Source organism: Herminiimonas sp. GW821-FHT09C12, assembly GCF_059416385.1.
On the sequence record NZ_JBWKPC010000002.1, the window covers coordinates 725,834 to 749,066 of the forward strand.

Annotated in this window: 26 protein-coding genes; 15 read left to right on the forward strand and 11 right to left on the reverse strand. The window is 50.9% G+C overall.

What is annotated here, in order from left to right:
• The first annotated feature begins 2 nt into the window (after positions 1–2).
• Positions 3–1,448 (forward strand): efflux transporter outer membrane subunit, encoded by a 1,446-nt coding sequence (locus tag AC07N2_RS13350; protein WP_494778671.1) that lies wholly within the window; start codon positions 3–5, stop codon positions 1,446–1,448.
• A 98-nt stretch (positions 1,449–1,546) separates the two neighbouring features.
• On the opposite strand, the gene AC07N2_RS13355 is transcribed toward AC07N2_RS13350, so the two are convergent.
• Positions 1,547–2,341, reverse strand: coding sequence for an SDR family NAD(P)-dependent oxidoreductase (locus AC07N2_RS13355; protein ID WP_494778672.1), 795 nt, complete (start codon positions 2,339–2,341; stop codon positions 1,547–1,549).
• 264 nt (positions 2,342–2,605) lie between these two features.
• On the opposite strand from AC07N2_RS13355, the gene AC07N2_RS13360 reads away from it, so the two are divergent.
• Together AC07N2_RS13360 and AC07N2_RS13365 are read left to right on the forward strand one after the other, a co-directional pair.
• The gene (locus AC07N2_RS13360; protein WP_494779252.1) at positions 2,606–3,472 is read left to right on the forward strand and encodes a DNA ligase; all 867 of its coding nucleotides are present in this window, start codon (positions 2,606–2,608) and stop codon (positions 3,470–3,472) included.
• A 50-nt stretch (positions 3,473–3,522) separates the two neighbouring features.
• Complete coding sequence (locus tag AC07N2_RS13365; protein ID WP_494778673.1) at positions 3,523–4,218, forward strand: DUF4197 domain-containing protein; 696 nt, start codon at positions 3,523–3,525, stop codon at positions 4,216–4,218.
• A 60-nt stretch (positions 4,219–4,278) separates the two neighbouring features.
• Here AC07N2_RS13365 and AC07N2_RS13370 read toward each other — a convergent pair whose 3' ends face one another.
• The 4 genes from AC07N2_RS13370 to AC07N2_RS13385 form a co-directional block, all read right to left on the reverse strand.
• A complete protein-coding gene (locus tag AC07N2_RS13370) occupies positions 4,279–5,403 on the reverse strand; it encodes a GlxA family transcriptional regulator (RefSeq protein ID WP_494778674.1) in 1,125 nt (374 codons plus the stop codon).
• A gap of 241 nt (positions 5,404–5,644) precedes the next feature.
• Positions 5,645–5,962, reverse strand: coding sequence for a transposase (locus AC07N2_RS13375; RefSeq protein ID WP_494778675.1), 318 nt, complete (start codon positions 5,960–5,962; stop codon positions 5,645–5,647).
• Complete coding sequence (locus AC07N2_RS13380; RefSeq protein ID WP_494778676.1) at positions 5,959–6,687, reverse strand: histidine kinase; 729 nt, start codon at positions 6,685–6,687, stop codon at positions 5,959–5,961. Before AC07N2_RS13380 ends, AC07N2_RS13375 begins: the two co-directional genes overlap by 4 nt.
• 97 nt (positions 6,688–6,784) lie before the next feature.
• The gene (locus tag AC07N2_RS13385) at positions 6,785–7,384 is read right to left on the reverse strand and encodes a hypothetical protein (protein WP_494778677.1); all 600 of its coding nucleotides are present in this window, start codon (positions 7,382–7,384) and stop codon (positions 6,785–6,787) included.
• Positions 7,385–7,600: 216 nt separating this feature from the next.
• Between AC07N2_RS13385 and AC07N2_RS13390 the strand changes: the two genes are divergently transcribed.
• Positions 7,601–7,795: a hypothetical protein gene (locus AC07N2_RS13390; RefSeq protein ID WP_494778678.1), complete on the forward strand. Its 195-nt coding sequence runs from the start codon at positions 7,601–7,603 to the stop codon at positions 7,793–7,795.
• A gap of 159 nt (positions 7,796–7,954) precedes the next feature.
• Here the strand turns inward: AC07N2_RS13390 and AC07N2_RS13395 are convergent, their stop codons facing one another.
• Positions 7,955–8,959 (reverse strand): zinc-binding alcohol dehydrogenase family protein, encoded by a 1,005-nt coding sequence (locus AC07N2_RS13395; protein WP_494778679.1) that lies wholly within the window; start codon positions 8,957–8,959, stop codon positions 7,955–7,957.
• A 129-nt stretch (positions 8,960–9,088) separates the two neighbouring features.
• Between AC07N2_RS13395 and AC07N2_RS13400 the strand changes: the two genes are divergently transcribed.
• Positions 9,089–9,988: a LysR family transcriptional regulator gene (locus AC07N2_RS13400; protein ID WP_494779253.1), complete on the forward strand. Its 900-nt coding sequence runs from the start codon at positions 9,089–9,091 to the stop codon at positions 9,986–9,988.
• A gap of 16 nt (positions 9,989–10,004) precedes the next feature.
• On the opposite strand, the gene AC07N2_RS13405 is transcribed toward AC07N2_RS13400, so the two are convergent.
• Positions 10,005–10,904: an NAD-dependent epimerase/dehydratase family protein gene (locus tag AC07N2_RS13405; protein ID WP_494778680.1), complete on the reverse strand. Its 900-nt coding sequence runs from the start codon at positions 10,902–10,904 to the stop codon at positions 10,005–10,007.
• A 161-nt stretch (positions 10,905–11,065) separates the two neighbouring features.
• On the opposite strand from AC07N2_RS13405, the gene AC07N2_RS13410 reads away from it, so the two are divergent.
• Positions 11,066–11,947, forward strand: coding sequence for a LysR substrate-binding domain-containing protein (locus AC07N2_RS13410; RefSeq protein WP_494778681.1), 882 nt, complete (start codon positions 11,066–11,068; stop codon positions 11,945–11,947).
• A gap of 29 nt (positions 11,948–11,976) precedes the next feature.
• On the opposite strand, the gene AC07N2_RS13415 is transcribed toward AC07N2_RS13410, so the two are convergent.
• Positions 11,977–12,543 (reverse strand): M15 family metallopeptidase, encoded by a 567-nt coding sequence (locus AC07N2_RS13415; protein ID WP_494778682.1) that lies wholly within the window; start codon positions 12,541–12,543, stop codon positions 11,977–11,979.
• Between the two features lie 192 nt (positions 12,544–12,735).
• On the opposite strand from AC07N2_RS13415, the gene AC07N2_RS13420 reads away from it, so the two are divergent.
• Complete coding sequence (locus tag AC07N2_RS13420; protein ID WP_494778683.1) at positions 12,736–13,326, forward strand: restriction endonuclease; 591 nt, start codon at positions 12,736–12,738, stop codon at positions 13,324–13,326.
• Positions 13,327–13,397: 71 nt separating this feature from the next.
• Here AC07N2_RS13420 and AC07N2_RS13425 read toward each other — a convergent pair whose 3' ends face one another.
• On the reverse strand, positions 13,398–13,847 hold the full coding sequence (locus AC07N2_RS13425; RefSeq protein ID WP_494778684.1) for a winged helix-turn-helix transcriptional regulator: 450 nt from the start codon (positions 13,845–13,847) through the stop codon (positions 13,398–13,400).
• Positions 13,848–13,951: 104 nt separating this feature from the next.
• On the opposite strand from AC07N2_RS13425, the gene AC07N2_RS13430 reads away from it, so the two are divergent.
• Complete coding sequence (locus AC07N2_RS13430) at positions 13,952–14,767, forward strand: oxidoreductase (RefSeq protein ID WP_494778685.1); 816 nt, start codon at positions 13,952–13,954, stop codon at positions 14,765–14,767.
• Between the two features lie 111 nt (positions 14,768–14,878).
• Positions 14,879–15,877 carry an NADP-dependent oxidoreductase gene (locus tag AC07N2_RS13435; protein WP_494778686.1) on the forward strand — a complete coding sequence of 333 codons (999 nt, stop codon included), beginning with the start codon at positions 14,879–14,881 and terminating at the stop codon, positions 15,875–15,877.
• 60 nt (positions 15,878–15,937) lie between these two features.
• On the opposite strand, the gene AC07N2_RS13440 is transcribed toward AC07N2_RS13435, so the two are convergent.
• Positions 15,938–16,246: an ArsR/SmtB family transcription factor gene (locus AC07N2_RS13440; RefSeq protein ID WP_494778687.1), complete on the reverse strand. Its 309-nt coding sequence runs from the start codon at positions 16,244–16,246 to the stop codon at positions 15,938–15,940.
• 92 nt (positions 16,247–16,338) lie between these two features.
• Between AC07N2_RS13440 and AC07N2_RS13445 the strand changes: the two genes are divergently transcribed.
• From AC07N2_RS13445 to AC07N2_RS13465, 5 genes are all read left to right on the forward strand, one after another.
• Positions 16,339–17,427, forward strand: a complete 1,089-nt coding sequence (locus AC07N2_RS13445; protein WP_494778688.1) for an NADH:flavin oxidoreductase/NADH oxidase — start codon at positions 16,339–16,341, stop codon at positions 17,425–17,427.
• Positions 17,428–17,576: 149 nt separating this feature from the next.
• Positions 17,577–18,017: a winged helix-turn-helix domain-containing protein gene (locus AC07N2_RS13450; protein WP_494778689.1), complete on the forward strand. Its 441-nt coding sequence runs from the start codon at positions 17,577–17,579 to the stop codon at positions 18,015–18,017.
• A 377-nt stretch (positions 18,018–18,394) separates the two neighbouring features.
• Positions 18,395–19,219 (forward strand): hypothetical protein, encoded by an 825-nt coding sequence (locus AC07N2_RS13455; RefSeq protein WP_494778690.1) that lies wholly within the window; start codon positions 18,395–18,397, stop codon positions 19,217–19,219.
• Complete coding sequence (locus AC07N2_RS13460; protein WP_494778691.1) at positions 19,161–19,790, forward strand: hypothetical protein; 630 nt, start codon at positions 19,161–19,163, stop codon at positions 19,788–19,790. Before AC07N2_RS13455 ends, AC07N2_RS13460 begins: the two co-directional genes overlap by 59 nt.
• Positions 19,791–19,887: 97 nt before the next feature.
• On the forward strand, positions 19,888–21,921 hold the full coding sequence (locus tag AC07N2_RS13465) for a TonB-dependent receptor domain-containing protein (RefSeq protein WP_494778692.1): 2,034 nt from the start codon (positions 19,888–19,890) through the stop codon (positions 21,919–21,921).
• Between the two features lie 83 nt (positions 21,922–22,004).
• Here the strand turns inward: AC07N2_RS13465 and AC07N2_RS13470 are convergent, their stop codons facing one another.
• On the reverse strand, positions 22,005–22,670 hold the full coding sequence (locus AC07N2_RS13470) for a GntR family transcriptional regulator (protein ID WP_494778693.1): 666 nt from the start codon (positions 22,668–22,670) through the stop codon (positions 22,005–22,007).
• Between the two features lie 160 nt (positions 22,671–22,830).
• On the opposite strand from AC07N2_RS13470, the gene pcaC reads away from it, so the two are divergent.
• Positions 22,831–23,229, forward strand: coding sequence for a 4-carboxymuconolactone decarboxylase (pcaC, locus tag AC07N2_RS13475; RefSeq protein WP_494778694.1), 399 nt, complete (start codon positions 22,831–22,833; stop codon positions 23,227–23,229).
• Positions 23,230–23,233 lie beyond the last annotated feature (4 nt).

Below are 23,233 nucleotides of genomic sequence, written 5' to 3' on the forward strand. Positions count from 1 at the left end.
TCATGAAAAAATTTAATTTAACTCTTACCGCTTTAGTCGCAGCACTGGTACTTGCCGGCTGCTCTACGGCGAGGCCGCCGGATCAGCTCAAACTCGACTTGCCGACGCAATACCGTGAAAAATCCGAGCAACTGGATGGGGCATGGAAAGTTGCAGCACCAGCAGACAATACAGATCGCGGCGCATGGTGGAAAGTCTATGGAGACAATGATCTGGGCAACCTGATCGTTGAAGCGACTACATCGAATCCAAATCTGGCAATGGCCTTGGCTCGTGTGAAGGATGCACGTGCTGCTGCCGGTGTGGTGGATGCGGATCGCGGCGTGCAGGTTGACGTAGGTGTAGGTCCAACTCGCGTTGGCAATGCGCAGACTACATCGACCACTTATCGTGCACCTGTGTCGTTCTCGTACGAAGTTGATTTGTTCGGTCGCCTGTCTGATTCCAGCCGTGCTGCACGGCTAGATGCAGAAGGACAGGAGGCTGCGTATCGTTCAGTTCTGCTCGCATTGCAATCGGATGTCGCGCAACTGTACTTCACAATACGTTCACTTGATTCGGAAATCGACGTCCTGCAAAAAACGATCGCTTTGCGTCAAGAAGCATTGGATCTGGCACAGCATCGTTTTAATGCAGGTGACACCAGCGAACTGGATGTGGCACAGGCAAAAACAGAATGGGCAACCACCAGCGCCGAACTGGAAGGCGTAAACCGTGAACGTGCACGCAGCGATCACGCCTTGGCAATTTTGCTAGGCAAAGCGCCAGCTGAATTTACCTTGGTCGTCGCGCCGTTCAATGCACCTATCGTGACCGTACCGGCCGGTTTGCCATCCGATTTGCTGGAACGCAGGCCTGATATTGCACAGGCTCAACGTCAACTTGCGGCATCCAGTGCACGCATTGGCGCAGCCAAGGCAGCTTTCTTTCCTAAGTTGCTGTTGACCGGTTCGGCCGGTTACGAGTCCAACGAATTACGTGACCTGTTCAAATGGTCTAGCCGTAGCTGGATGTTAGGGCCTGTGGTTGGCACCATGTTATCGATGCCATTGTTTGATGGTGGACGTAACAGATCCAATCTCGCGCGCGCAGATGCAAACTACGAAGGCATGGTTGCCAACTATCGTCAGCAAGTACTGGTTGGCTTCCGCGATGTTGAGGACAACCTGAGTGCTTTACGTACACTGGATCGCCAAATGGTATTCGAAGAGCAAGCTATTAAATCGGCACAACTTGCCGCACGCCTGGCAGACTCACGTTATCGCAACGGTTCAGCCAGTTACTTTGAAGTAATCGATGCACAACGCTCTAATCTGTCGTCGCAGCGTTCACGCGTACGCAGCGCAGGTCAGCGTGCAGTGGCGTCGGTTGGGTTGATACGTGCGTTGGGTGGTGGTTGGGAACCGATACCGGCTAAAGAAGATGTGGCACTAGCAGCCAAGCAATAGATCAAGCAGTAAGTCGTACGAAGTCGACATTGTTGCCACGCTGATTGGAACGTATTGTTTCAGTCAGCGTGGCATTTTTATTGGCTCAAGTAATTAGATCAAGCCAATGTATCGACTACGCCACCATCAACTCTGAGTGCAGCGCCTGTCGTGGCTGACGCTTGCATGGATGCGGTATAGACAACCAGATTTGCCACTTCTTCCACGGTTGCTGCGCGTTGGATGATGGAGCTAGGTCTATGTTTCATCACGAAAGCGGCGGCGGTTTCTTCCATCGTTTTTCCGCTGGCGATCTGCTCTGTTTTCAGCATCGCTTCTACGCCATCCGACAAAGTAGGGCCGGGCAGTATTGCGTTGACGGTAACGCCAGTGCCGGCGACACGTTTGGCCAAGCCACGCGAGATTGATAGATTCGATGTTTTGGTGAAGCCGTAATGAATCATGTCGGCCGGGATGTTCAAGGCTGATTCTGAAGACAGAAATATCACACGTCCCCATTGATGCTGCACCATGCCTGGTAGATAAGCGCGGGACAGACGCACGCCTGACATGACATTCACCTCAAAGAAGCGTGACCATTCTTCATCTGGAATATCGAAGAAATCCTGTGGGCCATAGATCCCAACGTTGTTAACCAAGATATCGGTAGCGGGTTGTGCCTCAACCAGGATCGCGCAACCATCTGCAGTGCCGACATCGGCAGCGATGCCAAGAATTTCTGCTTGCGGCACTTCAGCTTTCAATTGCGCGACAGCGCGTTGAACAGCGGCTGCAGTACGGCCATTGACGGTGACTTCAGCACCGGCTTGCGCTAAACCTTTGGCGATGGCGTAACCGATGCCGGCTGTGGAGCCGGTGACGATGGCGGTTTTTCCAGAGAGGTCGATGTTCATGACGTTTAATCCTTCGCTGAAGATGAGTAAGTCTGTGAGCTAATCAATGCTGCGTGTTCGTGGCTATTGCCTAGGCTGGGTCATGTTACCTCTATCTTCAAAACGGGATGAGCGGCGCAGTGTCCATGGAATGATTGTTGCGATAATATTAAGTAAATATTCATCATGCAGAGCAATCTGTTCTTAATGACGTTTTCTTCCAAACGCACAATGACATTTTTCTACGGTAACTTTTTTGATGGCTCTCTTCATATAAAGAGGGTGATATTGCGTATAGCTACATGTGTGCTTGCCTTCGTCTTCCTTGCATCGTTCTCATCGGCACGAGGGCAAAGCAATCCAGCGCCTGTCATGCTGGCGAATGTCTATCATCCTGGCGTTAATTTGAACGATTACTGGGTGAGCGAAAAATACGATGGCATACGCGCTTATTGGGATGGAGAGAAACTGCTGACACGTGGTGGTGAACTTATTCATCCGCCTGCATGGTTTATTGCCGGTTGGCCGAAGATGCCATTGGATGGCGAATTGTGGGCAGGGCGTGGCAAATTCTCTGATGCAGTTTCTACTGCACGTCGTCAGGTGCCTGACGATACCGCTTGGCGCAGAATGCGTTTTATGGTGTTCGATCTACCCGGTCACGCAGGAAGCTTCGATCAACGTTTGCCTGTGTTGCAATCCACGGTGAACAAGTTAGCTTTGCCATGGGTGCAGTCGGTCAAGCAATTCAAGGTAAACGATCGTCGCGCTTTGCAACAGTTATTGAAAGTGACGACGAAGGAGGGGGGAGAAGGATTAATGCTGCATCGTGGCGCTTCGCTGTATCGTGCTGAACGCAATGATGATTTACTCAAAGTTAAATTGCATGAAGATGCCGAAGCCAAAGTCATTGCCTATGTGCCGGGAAAAGGTAAGCATCAAGGAAGACTTGGTGCATTATTGGTGGAGACAGCGACAGGACAACGTTTTAAACTGGGTACCGGATTCAGCGATGTGCAAAGAGAGACGCCACCGCCCATCGGTAGTTTGGTGACGTATCGTTACAGAGGTTTGAATGACAGTGGCATTCCACGTTTTGCCAGCTTTGTGCGTAGTCGTGATGATTTAAATGAAGTAAATACACGTCGTTGAAATAAAAAGAGTGCATTATTCCATTCATCGTTATTTATTGAGGAGGCACCATGTCTATTCATCATTTCTCTAAAACGGCGCTGACGGTTTCGCTAAGTTTGATCGCTACTGCTGCTTTTGCCTTGTCCTTGAATGATCTGAGCAACACGGATGCATCCAGCGGTGTGAAGGCTGCGCTGGAAAAAGGCGCGACAGTTGCTGTGTCCAAACTAGGTGTAGAGAACGGTTTCCTGAATAATCCAAAAGTAAAAATCGGCGTGCCTAGTGTGATGGAAAAGGCGATGCCTATTCTGCGCATGACAGGACAAGGGAAGAAAGTGGATGAGCTGACGGTATCGATGAATCACGCCGCAGAATCTGCCGTCTCTTTGGCCAAGCCTTTATTGCTGAATGCAGTCAAGTCGATGTCGGTCACCGATGCTAAAAATATCCTGACTGGCGGCGATACCGCAGTGACTGATTTCTTCCGCCAAAAAACAGCGGCGCCATTGAACGAGCAATTCCTGCCTGTGGTGAAGAAGATCACCGATAAGAACGGTCTCTCAGCGCAGTACAACGCTGTGATGGGTAAGGCTGGTTCCAGCGGCTTGGTATCGAAAGACGAAACGACAGTAGAAGGCTACGTAACCAAGCGCGCACTGGATGGCTTGTACACAATGATCGCCGAGGAAGAAAAAGCAATTCGTGCTGATCCTGTTGGTTCCGGTAGCGCAATTCTGGGCAAGGTATTCGGCGCGTTGAAATAACGCGTTTATCATTACTCGATTAGTTTGAGCAGAACCAGAAACGTCACGGCAGGCAGCAGTTCAATATCTTATTGAACACGATGCTGTTGGCTGTGGCGATTCGCAAGGATGATGGCTGACCTCATATTGAGGTTGTTGCGGATGCGTAGAGAGTAATTGTTTTTGTACAGATCTTTCGTTTCTACGGTACTCGCAAGGAGAAATCGATAGATGTTTGCGGAATAATTTTGATACGTGTTCGCCATTTAAAAATCCACAGCGCCGAGCAATTTTATCGACTGGTAAATCCGTTTCGGTCAATTGCTGTCGTACCGCCTCTAGTCTGAGGTGTAATAAAAATTCATGCGGCGTCCATCCGGTTTCACGTTTGAACTGACGCTGAAAATTCCGCTCGCTCATCGATACAAAATTAGCTGCGTTAATGATATTGATAGGTTCTGCCATGTGATCAATAAACCAGCGCGATGCTTGCTGGATTTTATTGTTTTTGCAGGTTTCGCTTAGTCGAACTGGGCGAACTGCAGTTGGATTGTCACGGCGACGCTGACACACAACCAGGCTGTCTGCAACGCGTTTGGCAACGCTGGCACCAAGATCATTTTCGAGAAAACTGAGTGCCATGTCTGAGGCCATACCGACATCGCTGGCGGTAAAAATTCCCTCATCCTCCGTCATCGTTGCCTCCCGTTCTACCTCGATCTGTGGGAATTCGTGTATCAACTTATCCTGTAGCGCCCAATGTGTAGTGGCACGACGATTGTCGAGCAAGCCAGCGGCTGCCATGACAAATACGCCTGTGCATATCGCGCCTATGCGGCGAACTTTGTTTTTCGCTTTTTGCAGCCATTCGATCAAGCCAGGTTCGAGATATGCATTGAAATTGCCTGTCCCACTCGCGATCAGCAAGGTGTCAAACGAGTGTGGATCATGGGAAGTTAATGGCAAGGTCATGATCTCGACGGAAGCAGAAGATCGTATGATGCCACCGTAAAGAGATAACAAGGAGATGGCATAGCCGGTCTCGCCAGCAAAGACGGAGGAGATCAATTTATCGCCAACGCCAAATACATCTGCTGCGCCAATCACGTCCGCCAATATCACCCCTTCGAAAACAATAATGCCTACATGTTTGATGGATCTTTTGTTGTCGGTCAGAGCCGGCATTTTGAAGGACATCCGTTCCATTTTTATCTCCAATCAAGCTACTATTTTTATTACTTTCGCTTGCTGATCGAGCACCTTAAGTTAATTTCTTTATGGAAATAAATTGATGCAAAGAAATTTATTGGTGCTGTCTAATACTGATGCTGCGACTACAAACTTAAAATGTGCTTAAAGAAAATATTTAATTTCTGCATTTTTAGAAGCTTGATGACAGTGCCTTTTAATTTGCATGACACTGTCATTAAATTGTTATTTCGGTTTGTCATTTTTCTTTTAATTTGTCTCTCAAACGCGCATTTTCCAAAGCGAGTTCAGCGACGATTTGTTTCAGCTTGATGTTCTCTTCTTGCAGACATTTCAAATCCTGCGGGAAGCCGGGCATGACGCTATAACGTTTCTTCCAGTCAAGAAAAGTGTGTTCGGATACACCTGCTTGTCGAATCACATCTTTCAATGGCATGCCCAATTCCTCTTGTTTCAAGGCTGCTGCGATTTGATCGCTCGTTATCGCTTTCTTCATCGCATGACCTTTGCTTTCTTTTCTGTGTCGCATCAACACTGTCGGAAAAGTCGATCTCATTTTTCTGCTGATAAATCAGGCAACCCCATACGTTTGCGTACGATAGGGTCGGTATATTCACCGGACGATTCTGGCGAGTTGACTGAGTAGGTCGTTACGCCTTGCTCAGGGGCTTTTGCTTGAGCTGGTTGCGTGCCGGGACAAGTGCGGCCGGTTGCTTCAACAGCTTTGCGATTGGCAGGACTTTGGCATAGCAGTGCGAGTGCTACATCATTCAATCCCATCGCACGGAATTCACGCGAATCAAGACGACGTACGCACGCTTCATCAACCATAGTCGTACCACCTGACAGACCCCAGCCGACGGCGGATATGCCGGCCGATACTGATCCCATGCAAGTGTCGGAAAGTGTGGTGGTAAGTGCGGGTGCGATTGTGCTTGGCACATTTTTCACGGTATAGCTGCCACCGTAATCAACTGTAGCCATCGTATTGTTGGCACTGCTACCAGGAGCTCCCACCGCTCCAAGTGCGGCTGGCGTTGCGCCGCTACCAGAACCTGAATTCACTGAAACGTTTACATTCGACGCGCCACCAGAGCCGCCTGTTGCGGAGCCACCAGTCGCTGAACCGCCGGTTGCTGAACCACCTGCGCCACCTGCGCCACCTGTTGCGGAGGACGATGCAGATGTGCCTGAACCGGAGCCGTTATGCATGTTTCCCGACCACGCTGGCAAAGCTAAGAACATTGAGGCTGCCAGCACACCTAGAATTTTGCTTTTCATGGCGACTCCATCACATTATGTTTCTTGAAATTCAGGGAGAGAGATTGCTCTCTCCCTGTCTTTCGGACTGCCTTAGCAGTAGCCGGTTGCGTAGCGCTTAATGAGAAAGCGAAAACGCTGCAGCACCAGAGTTGCCGCCAGCGCCGCCATTGCCGCCGAATGCTGCACCGCTCTTGGTATCGCCACCTATCGTTACCGATTTTCCATCGCCAGCGTAGTTGCCGTTATTGCTGCCTGAGCTGGCATCGCCGGTGGAGGCAGATGTTTGTCCGCCTACGGCCACAGAATTACCGTTGAGGCCCTGCGTCGTACCTGCTGATCCCGACTTAGCACCACTACCTTTATGGCCCCAACTGCCGCCGCCGCTGCCGGTTGCGTTGCTGCTGGTGTTGGCTGCTGTGTTGCCACCAGTTGATTGGGTGCCGCCTGTGGCTGTAAAGTTGCCGCCTGTGTTTGCTGGGCCGCCGTTGTTGATTTGAAAGGCATTGCCACCACTTGCGTTGCCTCCGTTGGTTGCGCCACCAGTGACATTTCCTGAGGTTGCGCTACCGCCGCCGCCGCCATTGCCGCCAGTTGAAACGGCACTTACACCTGCCGTTGTTGGCATGTGTGATGGAGGAGGTGGGCCATTACCACCAGCAAATGCTGCGACAGCGAACATTGATGTAATGGCTACTGCAATGATGTGACGTTTCATTTTTGATTCTCCTGAATATGGTGGGTGTCGTTACCTTGATGTCTCATTCGTATGGTCCCGACTGGCAGATATGATTTAAAAAATGATTCTGATATCTGCCATTCGGGTTAATCCATTTGCGCCAGCGCTTGTCTGGTTTCATCTGGATTGGATTGATAATAGGTCGCGCCACTTTTTTCTTTACGACAAAACCTTGTCTACTTCAGACAGCCGCGTATGGCGGTTTTTGGCAGCTTTTTTATTGAAGAGAATGCGGGTGATGCAAATATTTTTTCTGTGTACAGACTGCTATATCAATACGCAATGCGACAAGAAAAAATGGAATTTCTCAGAGGAGAAAAGAAGGAGTTTTCGAAAGAAGATTTAGATTTTATTGATGGATTTTTTGATGGAAAATACGCGCATAAATGACGTAAAAAAAGCATCCGTAGCCAACGAATGCTTGTTTTTTTAATACTTTAAAATCGCTTGAAAAAGACAGATCGTTCTATCTTTTTATGAAAGCGAAAATGGATGCAAATCTTTTTTCATTTCTTAATATTTTTTCAGAATTCATTTCTTAATACTTCTTCAGAATCCTTCCAGTACGATTTTCCCTTTGGAGGTATTGCTTTCCAAAAGTGTGTGCGCACGACGCAAGTTTGCAGCGTTGATGGTGCCGAAGTTTTCAGCGATCGTGGTCTTGATCGTGCCGGCGTCTATCAAGCGAGCGATTTCATTCAGCAGGTCGTGCTGCTTTTGCATGTCGGGTGTCGTGAACATGGAGCGAGTGAACATGAATTCCCAATGCAAGGATATGCTCTTGCGTTTCAACTTCACGACGTCGAGTGATGCCGGATCGTCGATCAATGCAAATTTTCCTTGAGGCGCAATCGACTCAACGATCTCGGCAAAATGATGATCGGTCTGGTTCAGACAGGCGACATATTGCACGTTATCGAAACCGATTTTTTTCAATTCTTTGGATAAAGGCTGGGAGTGATCAATCACGTGATGTGCGCCCAGGTTGCGTACCCATTGTTCAGTTTCCGGACGTGATGCAGTTCCAATCACGGTGAGACCGGTTAACTTGCGCGCTAACTGGACAAGGATGGAGCCAACGCCACCAGCGGCACCGATGACGAGCAGTGCACCCGTTGATTGTGGTGTGACACCAAGACGGTCGAACAACAGTTCCCATGCTGTGATGGACGTCAGTGGCAATGCCGCAGCTTTTGCAAAAGTATGTGATCCCGGCATGCGGCCGACGATACGCTCATCGACCAGATGCAATTCACTATTGGTGCCGGGACGCGTGAGCGAACCCGCATAAAAAACGCGATCACCCGGTTTGAACAAAGTGACGCCATCGCCGACTGCGCGCACGACACCGGCAGCATCCCAGCCGATCACTTTATATTCGCCGTCCGCTGGATTGGCGCTGCTGCGTACTTTGACGTCGACTGGATTAACTGAAATTGCTTTGACTTCAATCAACAGGTCGCGTCCGGTTGCGATTGGATCTGGCAGCGTAACGTCGAGCAGTGCGTTGTCGTCGCTGATGGGCAATGCTTTTTTGTATGCGATGGCTTTCATTTGGATCTTCCTTTTTGAAATGTGTGGCTGGCGACTTCAGACTTGTCAGCACTATGCATGCAGTTTCCGCTATATTCTCTTTATTGAAAATACGTTGAATTAACTATCACTTTCAAAAATAAAATGAAAATACCGCGTATCGAGGATTTGATGCTGTTTGTGCGTGCCGCCGATTGCGGCGGTTTGTCAGCTGCCGCGCGCGAATTGGATATGGCACCTGCTGCTGCAAGTGCTGCACTGAAGCGCTTGGAGACGGCATTGGGTGCGCGCCTGTTTGTGCGTTCAACGCGCAGCCTGCGTCTGACGACAGATGGCGAACGTTATCTGGTGCATGCACGTGAAGTATTGCTGGCATTGGAAGAGGGCGCGGCCAGTGTGGCGCGCGATACGCAATCGATCAGTGGCGATCTTAATTTATCTATTCCGTCAGATCTGGGGCGTAATGTGATGTTGCCTTGGCTGGATGAATTTCAGGCATTGCATCCCGGCATTCGATTCCGTATTCGTATCAGTGACCGTTTGGCGGATCTATATCGGCAAACTATTGATGTGGCGATACGTTATGGCGAACCAGAAGATTCCGGCATGGTGGCGTTGCCGCTGGCACCGGACAATCGTCGCGTCTTGTGCGCGTCGCCGAATTATTTCAAGAAGCATGGCGCTCCGAAAAAACTCGCCGATCTACAGGCGCATAACTGTCTGCGTTTTGTGCTGGGCGAAACGGTGCATGAGCGTTGGTCCTTTCATCGCAACAAGAAGATGGAGGCTGTGACCGTGCACGGCGATAGAGTCAGTGATGATGGCGATCTGGTGCGACGTTGGGCGATTGCCGGGAATGGTCTGGCGTATAAATCGCGACTGGATATCAGTCAGGATTTAAAGAAAGGTCGCCTGATAGCCGCGCTGGTCGACTATCAGGGAGAACTTGCTCCGCTGAACCTGGTGTGCGCGCATCGTCTGATGCTGTCGCCTGCCGTCGTCAGCTTGCGTGATTTTTTACGTCAGCGCTTGGAGCAATTGAAGGAGTAGCTTGCAGTTGCTTGGCTTAAACCGTCATATCGTTTGTGATCCAGTCGAAGACTGAAGTATGCGTCGGCTTCCAACCCAATTCCTTGCGTGCCAGATCAGCGGTGACGCGGCTGTTGGAACCGAAGGAATACACGGCATGACCGAAGCCCCATTCCTTGATCGCTTCGTCCACTGGCCATGATTGTGGCTCGCCCAGATTCAAGCGTTTGGCGATGGCAGCGACGATGTCGGCATACGATGCTTCGCCGTTTTCCACAAAATAGAATGAACCGGCCGGTGCATTTTTCAATGCGAGCAGATACAGCTCGACCACATCCTTGATATGTACATTCGACCAAACGTTGACGCCCTGGCCGACATAACGTGCGATGCCGCTTTTTTGCGCTTGTGCGACCAGTGGCGGGATTTGCACACTATTCGCGCTGGCACCCAAGCCCGTACCGTAGATCATCGTATTGCACAGGATGACGGAACGTACGCCGCGCTGTGCTGCATCACGGATCAGTTTGTCGAGTGAGGCACGGGCTGCTTTTTCCGGCACGACAGTAACTGGTGTGTCTTCTGCATAGACCTTGTCCGACTTCCATTCACCACGCGCATCGTCGCCGACTACGCTGGAGCCGCTGGTATGGATGAAGGCTTTGCCGGAACCCGCCAGCGCATCCAGCATCGCTTCCACCGAGGCGCGATGATCCGAGCTGGCAGCATTGATGACGGCGTCAGCTTGTTTAGCTTCGCGTGCCAGGAGTTCGGCATCCTCCAAGGTGCCGATGACTGGTTCTATGCCGAGTTGCTTGATGCGATCTGCTTGATCCTGCTTGCGTACCAGACCGCGCACTGTATGACCTTCCTTCAGCAAACGTGCTGCGACTGAACCACCGATATAGCCTGCTGCGCCTGTAACGAATATCTTCATGATGTGTCCTTTTTATTGGTGACTGCTGTATTCGCCGCAAGTTGATGATGTCGTAATACGGCTTCAAACGTGTGCTTGAAAGCAGATGACCACACTATGCAGGCATTTATTGTTGAGAAAAATAGCTGTACTATCAAATAATATTTGCGTTAGATTCAACAATGGACATTAATTCAGACGATTTGAAGACCTTTGTCGCTGTCATTGATAGTGGCACTTTAGGCGCTGCAGCTCAGCATCTGGGGCAAACCACGTCGGCAGTGAGTCGTGCTTTGTCGCGTTTGGAAGAGAAGCTGGCAACGACCTTGCTGACGCGCACCACGCGCCGGATGGAGTTGACTGACGAAGGTCAGCTATTGCTGAAACAGGCGAGGGCCATCCTCGCAGCGATGGACGAGGCGGAGGAATCCATACGCGTGCGTCGTCAAAGGCCGAGCGGACGTTTGCGTATTGATGCGGCATCGCCATTTATCCTGCATGCAATCGTGCCGCACGTAGGCGAGTTTCGCGCCTTGTATCCAGAGATCACGCTGGAGCTGACGAGCAATGATCAGATCGCCGATCTATTGGAACATCGCACCGATATTGCTATTCGTGTCGGTGAGTTAGCCGATTCCACTTTGCATGCGCGTCCATTGCGACCAAGTGCGATGGCGATTTTGGCCAGTCCTGCTTATCTTAAGCAGCACGGTGTGCCACAAAAACCGGAGGACTTGGCCGCGCATCAAACCTTGGGCTTCCTCCAATATGAGTTGGGCAATACCTGGCCGTTACGACATGACGGTGGTGAAAGTTTTACCGTCAGTCCTGTGATGTTTGCGTCCAGTGGTGAGACTTTGCGCGCTCTGGCTGTTGCCGGGCAGGGCATCGTTTGCCTGTCTGACTTCATGACGAAAGAAGATATCGCTGCCGGCCGCTTGGTGCGCATACTGGAAAGCGCTTACACCGGTTATCGCCGTCCCATCCACGCGGTGTACTACCGCAATACGCAGTTATCACGACGCATCAGCTGCTTCCTGGAGTTTTTGCAGCAGAAGATGTAGGGATGTTTATGGATGCGAGCGGGATGGATTTATTCCGTTTGCGTCTTTGCTTCAGTCGGCTGAAAACACCAGTGCCACGGCTCGTAAATGAAACCCAAGGTGTTATTACGCGGGTAAGACAAGGTAAAGCCGAAGCGATTTGCATGGGCACTTAACCAGCGGAATGCTTCGGTATCCTGAAACTCTTCTTCGGTCGCCATGCAACCCGGCGTATTGATATCGATGGCGCGGCCGGTGTGATGTTCGCTATAACCGGGTGGCGCGCTCAGCGTCAGAATTTTTTCCATCGGCATGTAGCGATCCAGCTTGTATTTAATGATCGCTATCTGACGTTCGATGGAGCGAAAAGCAGAAACCACTTCCAGTACGACACCATCTTGCGAGGCAGCTTGCTTCATCGCGCCCCATGCTTGCGCAGTGGCTGGCGTCATCTGATATTCGCGACCATCGGCATCGGTTTCAGCGATAGTCAACTCTTCAGCTTCCGCATAAAAAGGCAATTGCTTCTGCGCAATCAATTCCAGCGAGATGCCGAGTTTGTCCAGTTCCTGATGGATACGGTCTTTGTAGGTGAGGGGAGCAATATCGTTTTTCATGCAAGGGTACCGATCAGCTTAAGCAAGGCTCAAGCTTACATCGGAACCGGTTTGTATTCACGGGCCTGTGTTGTGCAGAACGATTTTAAGATGATGCATCAACAAGATTGCCTTGTATGCAGAAGGAGCGAATCTCGGTCGCGCAATCGAACTGCGTTATTATGCGTGCCAAAGAAAACTACGAGGTGACGTGTGAAATTCAAAATGGCTCAAAATTCGATCTTTGCCTTGCTGCTGCGTTCGCCGTGGTGGGTGAGTGCCGCAATAGCGCTCGCGATTGCCCTGATTGCAATGGCCGTTGTGCCGACCAAGTACGTAGGCTACGGTGTGTTTACCGGCATGCCGTTCATGATCGTCAGCATGATGGCCTTGTGGCGTCAGTGGGGCAAACCGAGTAATGCGCGTGCGGCAGAAATATTGGCTGCTGTACGTGGAATGTCATGGCGCGATTTTTCAGTGGAGATCCAAAAGGCTTTGGAGAACGATGGCTTTGTCGTCAAGCGTATCGATTTGCCAGAAGCTGATTTCTCCATCACTAGCGAAGGACGTACCGCACTGGTGAGTTGCAAGCGCTGGAAAGCGGCAAGTACCGGCATCGAGCCTTTGCGTGATTTGTGCAAAGCGAAAGAATCCAAGGCCGCGCACGATTGCTTCTATATCACTGCCGGTGACTTCACCCAGAATGCGATGCAGTTTGCGGTAGAAAACAAGATGCGTTTGGTGCATGGCGCAGGTTTGGCCAAGCTGCTGCGCAAAATGAAGATAGAGAAGAGCAAGAGCTGATAGCACTCTTGTCATTCTTGCCTTCCTCGCTCTGCTGTTAGGGCGAGCGAGGAAAATTCTTGGATACGGTTTCAGTCACAGTTTTCATCTGGAGTGACGATGCGTATTGGACGAGTCCCGATCTTTGCTCCCGTGATTTCATCGACGGCTACAGGTTTAATTTCTGTTCCTGTCTCAGCATCGAAGAACTGTACCAACTTGCCATCACCACGGTGCTGGCGTCCCCACGTTCCTATCATGAAGAGCACCGGCAAAAAATCGTGACCGGCAGCTGTCAGCAAGTATTCCTCACGAGGCGGATGCTCTGAGTAGCGCCGCTTTTCAAGCAGACCTTCCTCTGTCAGTGTAGCTAGCCGCCGCGTCAGCATCGTCGGGGCAATACCCAAATTTTTTCGAAATTGATCGAAGCGCGTGAGGCCGGCATGGGCGTCGCGCAGAATCAGCATGCTCCATGCATCGCCAAGAACAGTAAGGGTGCGTGCGATCGGGCAGGACGTGGCGGAAGAATTTTCTGAGTTCATATTAAATATGTAGTGACTTGCTTTTAAAATGCTGATATTGTTAGTACTAAATTGATAGTAACACTTGGTCGGCAGTCAAACAAGTCCACATGGAGAGTTAATTTATGAACAAGAACACTGTGCGTGTCGCCTTGGTTACCGGTGCCTCTTCAGGCATAGGTGCAGCTACGGCGGAGCGGCTAGTCAAGGCTGGTTACAAGGTATATGGCACTAGTAGACGAGCAAGTTCGCCGGGACAGCGATCGTTTGAGATGCTGCCTTTGGATGTGACCAGCGATGAGTCCGTTGAGGCTGTCATCAAAGAGGTAATTCAGCGCGACGGGCGCATTGACTTGCTCGTGAATAATGCTGGCTTCGGTGTTGCCGCCGCTGGTGCTGAAGAGAGTTCGCTTGACCAAGCTCGGGCGATCTTCGATACCAACTTCTTTGGCATCGTCCGTATGACGCGTGTCGTTGTGCCGTATATGCGCCAGCAGGGTAGCGGCCGCATCATCAATATAGGATCAGTACTGGGTTTTCTGCCTTTGCCCTATATGGCGTTGTATTCCGCTACTAAACACGCAGTTGCGGGTTATTCGGAAGCGTTAGACCATGAATTGCGGACGATGGGTATACGTGTTTTGTTGGTTGAGCCTTCCTATATCAATACACCCTTCGATGCGAACTTGCTGAAACCAGATGCACCTATCGATGTGTATCGCGATATCTCTGCAGGCGTTGAGAAGCGAATGAAGGATGTGCTGGTGGGTGCAGATGGACCTGATGTTGTAGCCAAGAGCGTGGTGGAGGCGGCGATTGCAAATCGTCCCAAGCTTCACTACACCCCCGGACTAGCTCGCAGCACGCGTTTGCTGCGTAGATTTGCACCTGCCAGTGTAGTGGACGCAGGAGTTCGAAAAAACCTAGGCTTAAAAGCGTAGTATGAAATTCAATTTTTCCAACCTCTTCATCCTTGTCGCGTTGATTTGTTTTGTTCTGGCGTTCTTGTATGAGACACGCGTCAAGAAACTACAACCACGAAAGTTAACGTCATGAAAGCATTCATACTCGAACAATATGGAAAAAAGAGCAGCGTGCGTCTAGCCGAAATGCCTGAGCCGGACCTGCGTGATGACGAAGTGTTGGTCAAGGTGCATGCCGCAGGCGTGAATCTGCTGGACGCCAAGATCAAGAATGGTGAGTTCAAGCTGATTTTGCCTTATCGCTTGCCGCTCATACTTGGTCACGATGTGGCTGGAGTTGTCGTCAAAGTCGGGCCTAGCGTCAGCCGATTCAAGCTGGGCGACGAAGTCTACTCACGGCCAGATGATTTCCGCATCGGCACTTTCGCTGAATTTATCTCGATCAAGGAAGATTCGCTGTCGCTCAAGCCGATCACACTTACGATGGAAGAAGCCGCCTCCATTCCGCTGGTTGGTTTGACCGCGTGGCAAGCGTTGATCGAGAATGCCAATCTGAAGAAGGGGCAAAAGGTTTTCATCCAGGCCGGCTCTGGCGGCGTCGGGACTTTCGCTATCCAGTTAGCCAAGCACGTAGGAGCCTTCGTTGCTACGACAACGAGCACGGCGAATGTTGGTTTGGTAAAGGGCCTTGGTGCTGACCTCGTCATCGACTACAAGAAGGATGACTTCGAAAAAATTCTGCAAGACTACGACGTCGTCTTGAACAGCCAGGACAGCGCAACGCTAGCTAAATCCCTGAACGTTCTCAAGCCCGGTGGAAAGCTCATCTCAATTTCTGGTCCACCTGATCCTGCATTTGGAGAAGAGATCAATGCACCATGGTTTGTGAAACTGATCCTGCGCCTCTTGAGTTCTGGCATCAGGAAAAAAGCTAAAGAGCGCAAGGTCAGCTTTTCATTCCTCTTCATGAGGGCAAACGGCAAGCAGTTACGGGAAATTGCTACTCTTATCGATTCTGGTGAGATTCGACCAGTCGTTGACCGAGTCTTCCCGTTCGCGGCGACGCAAGATGCAATGGCTTACGTCGAAACTGGGCGCGCCAAAGGCAAGGTTGTTGTCAAACTCTGATGAAACGTCCGCTTTCGACTCAAAGTGGATATTCAGCCATCTACTTGACTGGTCAAGACATTAGCCTTTTGCTTGCTGTGCCAATATCGCCGACAACAAGCCTGGAAAGCGACTTTCAATGTCCGCACGTCGCAGCGTATTCATATGGTTTGTACCGTTGCTCTCCGTGAATACCAATCCAGCTTCACGTAACACCTTGAAATGATGAGAGACAGTGGACTTGGGGCGTCCTCCATCCAGCTCACCGCAGGTTGCTGCTTCAACGCGCGCAAGATGTCGAACAATGTCGAGTCGAATGGAGTCGCTCAACGCATACAGCATACGTTCGAGGGAAAACTCACTAGCGGCAGGATGTTTGAATGGGCGCATAAGCAGCATCATACACTTTGGGCTATACTTATTCCATTGTTCGTATATCTTCGAACTAACGAATAAATGTCTCATTCTCCTAAAGGTTATCCATGTCTGCGCTGTTTCAACCATTCAAGCTTAAAGAAGTTACCCTGCGCAATCGAATTGCGATCCCGCCTATGTGCCAATACATGGCGGTCGATGGACTAGTCAACGACTGGCATCTGTCGCACTACACAAGTTTGGCGCGCGGCGGTGCCGGACTGGTCATCGTTGAAGCAACTGCCGTTTCTCCCGAAGGACGCATCACTCCGGCTTGTACCGGCATCTGGAACGATGATTTGGCACAAGCGTTTGTTCCTGTTGTACAGGCCATCAAGGCTGCCGGCTCGGTACCCGGGATTCAAATTGCGCACGCGGGTAGGAAGGCGAGTGCAAATCGTCCTTGGGAAGGCGACGACCATATTGCTGAAAACGATAAGCGCGGTTGGCAGACGATTGCTCCCTCAGCCATTGCGTATGGAAAAGGCTTGCCTAAGCTCCCTCTTGCAATGACATTGGATGACATCGCTCGCGTGCGTCAAGACTTTGTTGATGCAGCCAAACGGGCACGTGATGTTGGCTTTGAATGGTTGGAACTTCACTTCGCGCATGGCTATCTGGCACAGAGCTTCTTTTCCGCACATTCGAACCAACGTGACGATATCTACGGCGGAAGTGTTGAAAACCGCGCACGGTTCCTGCTCGAGACCTTGAAGGCAGTACGTGAAGTTTGGCCAGAAAACCTGCCGCTGACTGTACGCTTTGGCGTGATTGAATACGATGGACGTGATGAGCAAACACTGCTCGAGTCGATTGGCCTTGTACGTGATTTCAAAGCCGCAGGCATGGACATGATTAGTGTCAGCATCGGTTTTACAATTGCTGAAACCTCGATTCCGTGGGGACCCGCTTTCTTGGGAGCGATTACAGAACGCGTTCGTCGCGAAGCGGATGTGCCGGTATCTTCAGCATGGGGTTTCGGCACGCCGGAGATCGCCGAGCGCGTTGTCAAAGAGCAGCAACTCGACGTCGTCATGGTGGGAAGAAGTCATTTGGCGAATCCGCATTGGACTTATTCGGCCGCAAAGGAGCTGGGTGTTGAGCGTGCATCGTGGACGCTGCCAGCATCGTATGCGCACTGGCTCGAACGTTATTAAATGAAAATGGCGAACCAGGGTTCGCCATTTTCTTATTTGCGTGGAAAATTTAACGTCACTCATCAGTAGCTGTGCCGACGGCCCATAGTCATTTCCATTTCTAATCAAGTGCAAATACAATGGGTGCTCTGAAAACCTCATATTAAAAAATGCAATCCAAGCTAAAACAGGCAAGTAAATCAGCCATCACTGATGTAACGGATGCAAAGCCTGGTCGTAAGCGTAGGGGGGAAGTTGCGATTATTCGTCCCGGTATTTTTATAGGTAATTCCATTTCTATCGGCCCTGGAAAAATTGAGCTCCTTAGAAAAATTTCTGAGTTAAATTCGATATCCGCAGCAGCGCGTGCCCTCGGTATGCAATATAAAAACGCATGGCTCGTTATCGAGTCCTTGAATCAGGGATTTGGCAAACCAGTCGTTGCAACAGTCAAGGGTGGAAAAGGAGGGGGAGGGGCGCGTCTTACTGAGCTGGGGGACGACATACTTTCTACATATTCAGCTTTAGAGGCACGTATTAACACGGCGGCATCCGCAGAGCTGGCGCGATTGGTGCAACTGGCTTCGATGGCAGAAGCGGAAAAAGAGTAATTTTGTAGAATGCAAAGCGTACTATTCCGCCTGCCAGCTGTATCGTTCATATCCCATCATACTCAACACAGAATTCAACACAGAATGCGCTGAACAGACGATTGCTTTTGTTCAGGATTCTCGTGATTTTTCAGACGAATTCATCCTTGCCAAGTTAAGCCTTCTATCTATCGCCATAACTGATTCCAGTTTGGCCGGTCACAGCAATATGCCGCTACAGCATTGCTTTTAGCGTGTTGTAACCATCAATTGCGCATGGATTTTTTCCGTACACCTTATTGCGTATAGACAACAGTTGCAAAGCGTTATTTTCGTTTGGGTATTGCGTAATCGATATGTCGTTATGTACCATATCGACTTTTTAGGGCAAACCCAAGATGCAATCATACGGCGCAGACCCGATCAATGAAGCACAGTGGCGTGCGCTGGATGCCATAGGCAAACGCTGGTCGCCACCACATGAGGACGATTGGCTACTGGCCATTGATGACACCGACAATCTGACTTCACGTGGCACAGGTTTTCTTGCGCGGCAGCTTGCATTGCGCATGGCAGAAGCCGGTATTGCCGAAGTAAAGGCGATCACGCGTCATCAGTTGCTTGTCGATCCACGCATTCCTTATACCTCGCACAACAGCTCGGCCTGTCTGGTTTTGCAATCGATAGTCGATCGTCAAACGATCTTCGATTACACCTGTCGCTACCTGCTGGAAGAAAGCGCGGAAGGTTCGGATGCCGGAACCGTGCTGGTGCAACGCAAGGACTTGCCTGATGTCGTCCAGGAGTTCGGACGTGCAGCCAAGGGGCAGGTGCTGGAGCAAGCTGACGCACGCAAGCTGATCGTCGGATACGCGATAGACATGGCCGGACTGACAGGAACACATGGAGGCGTGATAGGTGCGCTCGCAGCGGTAGGTCTGAATGCAAGTGGACGTGATGGTCGCTTCCTCTGGCTCAAGCAACTGCGCAGTCTGTCCTGCGAACTATGGACGGCAGGTGCACTTGAACAGGCAACGGGTGTGACGGTACAAAGCAAGCAAGGAGCTGAAGTGGTGATTGCCGCAGAAGATCGCATCGATCTGGGTGAATGGCCACGCGCAGTTTTTTTGCAGGGACAAGCAACTTTATTAGTGGAGAAAGCAGATGAAAACGATTTCAACGGATGGCGTGCAGCTTCCAAAAACTACGTCAAACGCTTTTAGCTGGCCGGGTAGCCGCGATCAGGCTGATAAATATCCGCTCGCGCTTGAATTGGTGCTGTTGCTGGCCGTCGGCGTGCTGGCGGCAGTGCTGCATCAATCGTTCCGTATTCCATTGCGCATGCCTGGCTATCACGGCATGGAATGGTTTGCACTGTTGATACTTGCTCGCTTGCTTTCCAATCGCGGGGCCGCTGGCATGGTCGTTGGCCTCGGCGCAGCAGCGACGGCTTGCATCTATGCGGGCGGCATAGGTCTGGATGGCAAATCTGCGCAGATGATGACTTATCTGCTGCAAGGATGCATCGTGGATGCACTGGTTTTTCGTACCGATGCGCGCATACGCTCGCTTTTGCCTTATTTCATTTGGTTGCCAGTCGTTGGTGCGCTCACGCACATGATTGCGCCACTGACGCGTAATGTATTCAGCGGCATGAGTGCAGGCACGATTGAATTTGGTTCGCTCATCAACGGTATTGGCTATCCGCTCTCTACCCATGCGCTTTTCGGCGCTATCGGTGCGTTCTTGGGCTTGCTGCTTTATTTGGCTACCACTCGCAAGCACCGTCACTAATCTGTTTTTCATGTAGTACCAGTATTAACACCAGCGCCGGTCCAGGGCTGGTACTTTTTTATCGTTATATTCCATCCGCTATAACCAGAAAGTCATTATGAACAAACCAGCACGCCATTCCTTGCTGATAGCAGGGTTAGCTAGTTGCGCCTTCGGCACGCAGGCATTTGCCGATAACGAAGCTTACACACTAGGTCAGATCGAAGTTGCGGGTAGCCAGCAAGCCGATGTCGCCGAGAAATCCACCACCGTCTGGCGCATCACTGCCGAGGATATCGAGCGTCGCGGTGCACGTACGCTCGACGAAGCGCTGGCACAGATACCGGGTCTGAACATCCGCACCGGCGGTGAAGGATCCCCTCGTATCGATATGCGCGGACAACGCACGCGTCAGATTAAATTGCTGGTGAACGGGATACCAGTCAACTCGAATGCCGATGGTCAGTTCAATCCTGCGCTGATACCCGTGACGCAAATTGACGAAATCGTGGTGCGTAGTGCGACTTCGTCGGTGCTATATGGCGAAGGTGGTACGGCTGGTGTGATCAACGTCATCACGCGTCGCGGTAACGCGGACCACACGACTGCTTCGGTCGATGCGCGCTTTGGCACCAACGCTTCACGCGCTGTCAGTGCCAGTGTTGGCGGTCAGGCCGGTGCGCTCGACTGGTTTATCGCAGCTGATCATCAGGAACATGGCAATACCCGCTTGTCCACTGATTACGCTGGCACTGCCGAGCAGCCACGTGGCAAGCGTCGCAACAGCGATTTTGACAGCACCACCGTCACGGGTAACTTTGGCTATCAGGTCAATCGCGATTTGAAAATAGGACTAGGCATCAATGCCGGCCAAGGTAGTCAGGGCAAGCCGCCAGGCATTTATCCAAGTACAGATGTCTTTGCACAAGTACCTCGCTACGAACGTAATGACAATATTTCGCAGCTTTCAGCACAGCTATCTGCGGATTGGGCGATTACTGATCGCACGCGCTTGCGTGGTTGGATCTATGCGAGCCAATTGCGTCAGGATGAACGTCGTTTTGATAATGCCGATTACGCTCTTTTGCAAAGCAACAGGATTAACGGTGGTTTCGATAAAACATCGGACAGCCGCAGCCTTGGTTATCACCTGCAAGTGGAACATCTGGCTACCGATCGCCTGACACTGAGTGCTGCTGTAGATACGCGCCGTGACAGCTACGGTGAAAACGGCCGTATTCGTGACGTCGCTGCTGGCGGCGGTGGGGGTGGAGGAGGCGGCGGAGGTGGTGGCGGTGGTGCAGGCACCTTTAATATTCGTGCCCTCAATTTCAGTCAGCAGACCCATGTCGATACTTTTAGTGGTGAAGCTGCCTACAAGATCAACGACATTAGCGGTATCACTGCTGGCGCAGGCTGGGTAAGCCAACGCCGTGATGATGGTGGCAGTGATCAGTCGGCTCCGATTGCGGCTTTGAGTGGCTATATTGATGTCGATCCGGCTCTGCGTCTGAAGGGGGGCCTGTCACGCAAGGCACGTGCACCGAGTTTGTCGCAGCTCTATGAGAGTTCGCGCGGCAATCCGAATTTGAAAATGGAAGAATCGACCACGGCCGAAATCGGTGTGGTTTGGAAAGCGGGCCAGCAGACCACGGTAGATGCGACGGTGTTTAACTCTGCCATCCGCAATTTCATCCAGCCAGACAGCAATAGCGTGCAGCAGAATCAGGATCGTTTTCGTAATACAGGGCTGGAAGTATTGGCACGTACGGCAATCGGCAAAGGAACAATCAGCGCAGGTTATACGTACTTGAGCGCGAAGAATTTAGTGAATGCAGAGTCGCGCACATTGCAGTATCTGCCGCGTCACCGCCTGACGCTGGATGCATGGCAGCCGCTGAGCGATAAACTTTCATGGTTCGGAAGTGTGCTCTACGTAAGTGATCAGACCTACTATTCACGTACTGGCACACTGCGCTCCGCCGAATTGCCATCGTATGTACTGGTCAATACAAAGCTGAGCTATGACCTCGACAAGAAGACGCAATTGTATGTAGGCATCGATAATCTGTTTGATCGTGACTACGCCACTGCCTACGGTTTTCCGCAACCGGGACGCTCGGCATACGCTGGCATGCGCGTGCGTTTCTGAGTCAACGATCTTGCATCGTGAATCTGCTTTTGGTCGAAAGCTGAACATCTACTTTCGGCCATAAGCAGGCGTCTTGTTGATAATTATGCCTGCATGCTACGCAGCACATTGTCCACGGCCTTTTGAACGTGTTCGGCGCACAGACGTGCTGCCGTATCGCCATCGCGATTTTCAATAGCAGTAACGATGGCGTCTAGCTCTTTAAGCGTGTTTGTGAAACGGCCAGGCTGCGACATGGAAATACGTCTTAGCACTGTCACACGATTATTGAGTTGCTGGAGCATTTGACCGGCTACGAGATTGCCGCAGCCTTCGATCAAAATATCGTAAAACTGGTTCTTCACAGTCAACATGGTTGACCTGTCTTCCGCAACATCCGGTTCCGCCAACTCCGTCAACTTTGCTCTTAATGCCTGGATCTGTTCAGGTGAAGCATTGTTTGCGAAGTTTCTGCCTGCAAGGCTTTCAAGATTGGCGCGGACCTCGTAAATATCGCGTACTTCCTCTGCGGAGATGGTGGTGACCTCTGGGCCACGGTGCGGGATGATGGTGATCAAGCCTTCGGCCTGAAGGTGTTGCAACGCCTCCCGTACGCACGAGCGACTGACATCCAAATCTTCACAAAGCTCCCGCTCGGAGAGCTTTTGCCCAGGCGCGAAGTGCCCATCAAGTATGGCCTTGCGTAGTGTTTGTGTGGCTCTTTCGCGCAGGGACGTCTCTTCACGCGGAACACGCAGCATCTGATTCATTAGGCAATCCCACTAGATTCTTACAGGGAAGCATTATCCCACAAACAGATTAACGTTTGATTAATTGTAGATAATATTATGTATTATTGTCAGACAATCTGATATATTCCAAAACGTAGCAGCGAACATTCATTCTCATATTTCAACCAAGGAGACATCCATGACACGTCCATACGCACCAAAGAACCAAGAGCTTTTCGATAAAGGTTTGGCTACCCGTCGCGAGGTTTTGGGTTCTGCGTACGTCGATACTTCGATCAAGAACGCCACCGATTTCAATATCGACATGCAAGAGCTGGTTACCCAGTACTGCTGGGGCGATGTGTGGAATCGTCCTGGTTTGGATCGCAAGACCCGTTCTTTCCTCAATCTCGCCATGATCACGGCGCTCAATCGTCCGCATGAACTCAAGCTGCATGTACGCGGTGCAATCAACAATGGTTTGACCAAGGACGAAGTGAAGGAAGTGTTCCTGCAAGCAGCCATCTATTGCGGTGTGCCAGCCGCCATCGATTCCTTCCGCGTCGCATCGGAAGTGTTTAAAGAGATGGACATTTAAGCGA

Excerpts from the sequence above, each read along its gene's own strand:
- AC07N2_RS13370 (WP_494778674.1), bottom strand. The coding sequence starts at position 5,403 with ATGGAACGGATGTCCTTCAAAATGCCGGCTCTGACCGACAACAAAAGA.
- AC07N2_RS13380 (WP_494778676.1), bottom strand. The coding sequence starts at position 6,687 with ATGAAAAGCAAAATTCTAGGTGTGCTGGCAGCCTCAATGTTCTTAGCT.
- AC07N2_RS13365 (WP_494778673.1), top strand. The coding sequence starts at position 3,523 with ATGTCTATTCATCATTTCTCTAAAACGGCGCTGACGGTTTCGCTAAGT.
- AC07N2_RS13435 (WP_494778686.1), top strand. The coding sequence starts at position 14,879 with ATGAAAGCATTCATACTCGAACAATATGGAAAAAAGAGCAGCGTGCGT.
- AC07N2_RS13355 (WP_494778672.1), bottom strand. The coding sequence starts at position 2,341 with ATGAACATCGACCTCTCTGGAAAAACCGCCATCGTCACCGGCTCCACA.
- AC07N2_RS13415 (WP_494778682.1), bottom strand. The coding sequence starts at position 12,543 with ATGAAAAACGATATTGCTCCCCTCACCTACAAAGACCGTATCCATCAG.
- AC07N2_RS13440 (WP_494778687.1), bottom strand. The coding sequence starts at position 16,246 with ATGCGCCCATTCAAACATCCTGCCGCTAGTGAGTTTTCCCTCGAACGT.
- AC07N2_RS13395 (WP_494778679.1), bottom strand. The coding sequence starts at position 8,959 with ATGAAAGCCATCGCATACAAAAAAGCATTGCCCATCAGCGACGACAAC.
- AC07N2_RS13425 (WP_494778684.1), bottom strand. The coding sequence starts at position 13,847 with ATGAACTCAGAAAATTCTTCCGCCACGTCCTGCCCGATCGCACGCACC.
- pcaC (WP_494778694.1), top strand. The coding sequence starts at position 22,831 with ATGACACGTCCATACGCACCAAAGAACCAAGAGCTTTTCGATAAAGGT.
- AC07N2_RS13430 (WP_494778685.1), top strand. The coding sequence starts at position 13,952 with ATGAACAAGAACACTGTGCGTGTCGCCTTGGTTACCGGTGCCTCTTCA.
- AC07N2_RS13455 (WP_494778690.1), top strand. The coding sequence starts at position 18,395 with ATGCAATCATACGGCGCAGACCCGATCAATGAAGCACAGTGGCGTGCG.
- AC07N2_RS13450 (WP_494778689.1), top strand. The coding sequence starts at position 17,577 with ATGCAATCCAAGCTAAAACAGGCAAGTAAATCAGCCATCACTGATGTA.
- AC07N2_RS13390 (WP_494778678.1), top strand. The coding sequence starts at position 7,601 with ATGGCGGTTTTTGGCAGCTTTTTTATTGAAGAGAATGCGGGTGATGCA.
- AC07N2_RS13350 (WP_494778671.1), top strand. The coding sequence starts at position 3 with ATGAAAAAATTTAATTTAACTCTTACCGCTTTAGTCGCAGCACTGGTA.
- AC07N2_RS13410 (WP_494778681.1), top strand. The coding sequence starts at position 11,066 with ATGGACATTAATTCAGACGATTTGAAGACCTTTGTCGCTGTCATTGAT.
- AC07N2_RS13445 (WP_494778688.1), top strand. The coding sequence starts at position 16,339 with ATGTCTGCGCTGTTTCAACCATTCAAGCTTAAAGAAGTTACCCTGCGC.
- AC07N2_RS13470 (WP_494778693.1), bottom strand. The coding sequence starts at position 22,670 with ATGAATCAGATGCTGCGTGTTCCGCGTGAAGAGACGTCCCTGCGCGAA.
- AC07N2_RS13460 (WP_494778691.1), top strand. The coding sequence starts at position 19,161 with ATGAAAACGATTTCAACGGATGGCGTGCAGCTTCCAAAAACTACGTCA.
- AC07N2_RS13385 (WP_494778677.1), bottom strand. The coding sequence starts at position 7,384 with ATGAAACGTCACATCATTGCAGTAGCCATTACATCAATGTTCGCTGTC.
- AC07N2_RS13375 (WP_494778675.1), bottom strand. The coding sequence starts at position 5,962 with ATGAGATCGACTTTTCCGACAGTGTTGATGCGACACAGAAAAGAAAGC.
- AC07N2_RS13465 (WP_494778692.1), top strand. The coding sequence starts at position 19,888 with ATGAACAAACCAGCACGCCATTCCTTGCTGATAGCAGGGTTAGCTAGT.
- AC07N2_RS13405 (WP_494778680.1), bottom strand. The coding sequence starts at position 10,904 with ATGAAGATATTCGTTACAGGCGCAGCAGGCTATATCGGTGGTTCAGTC.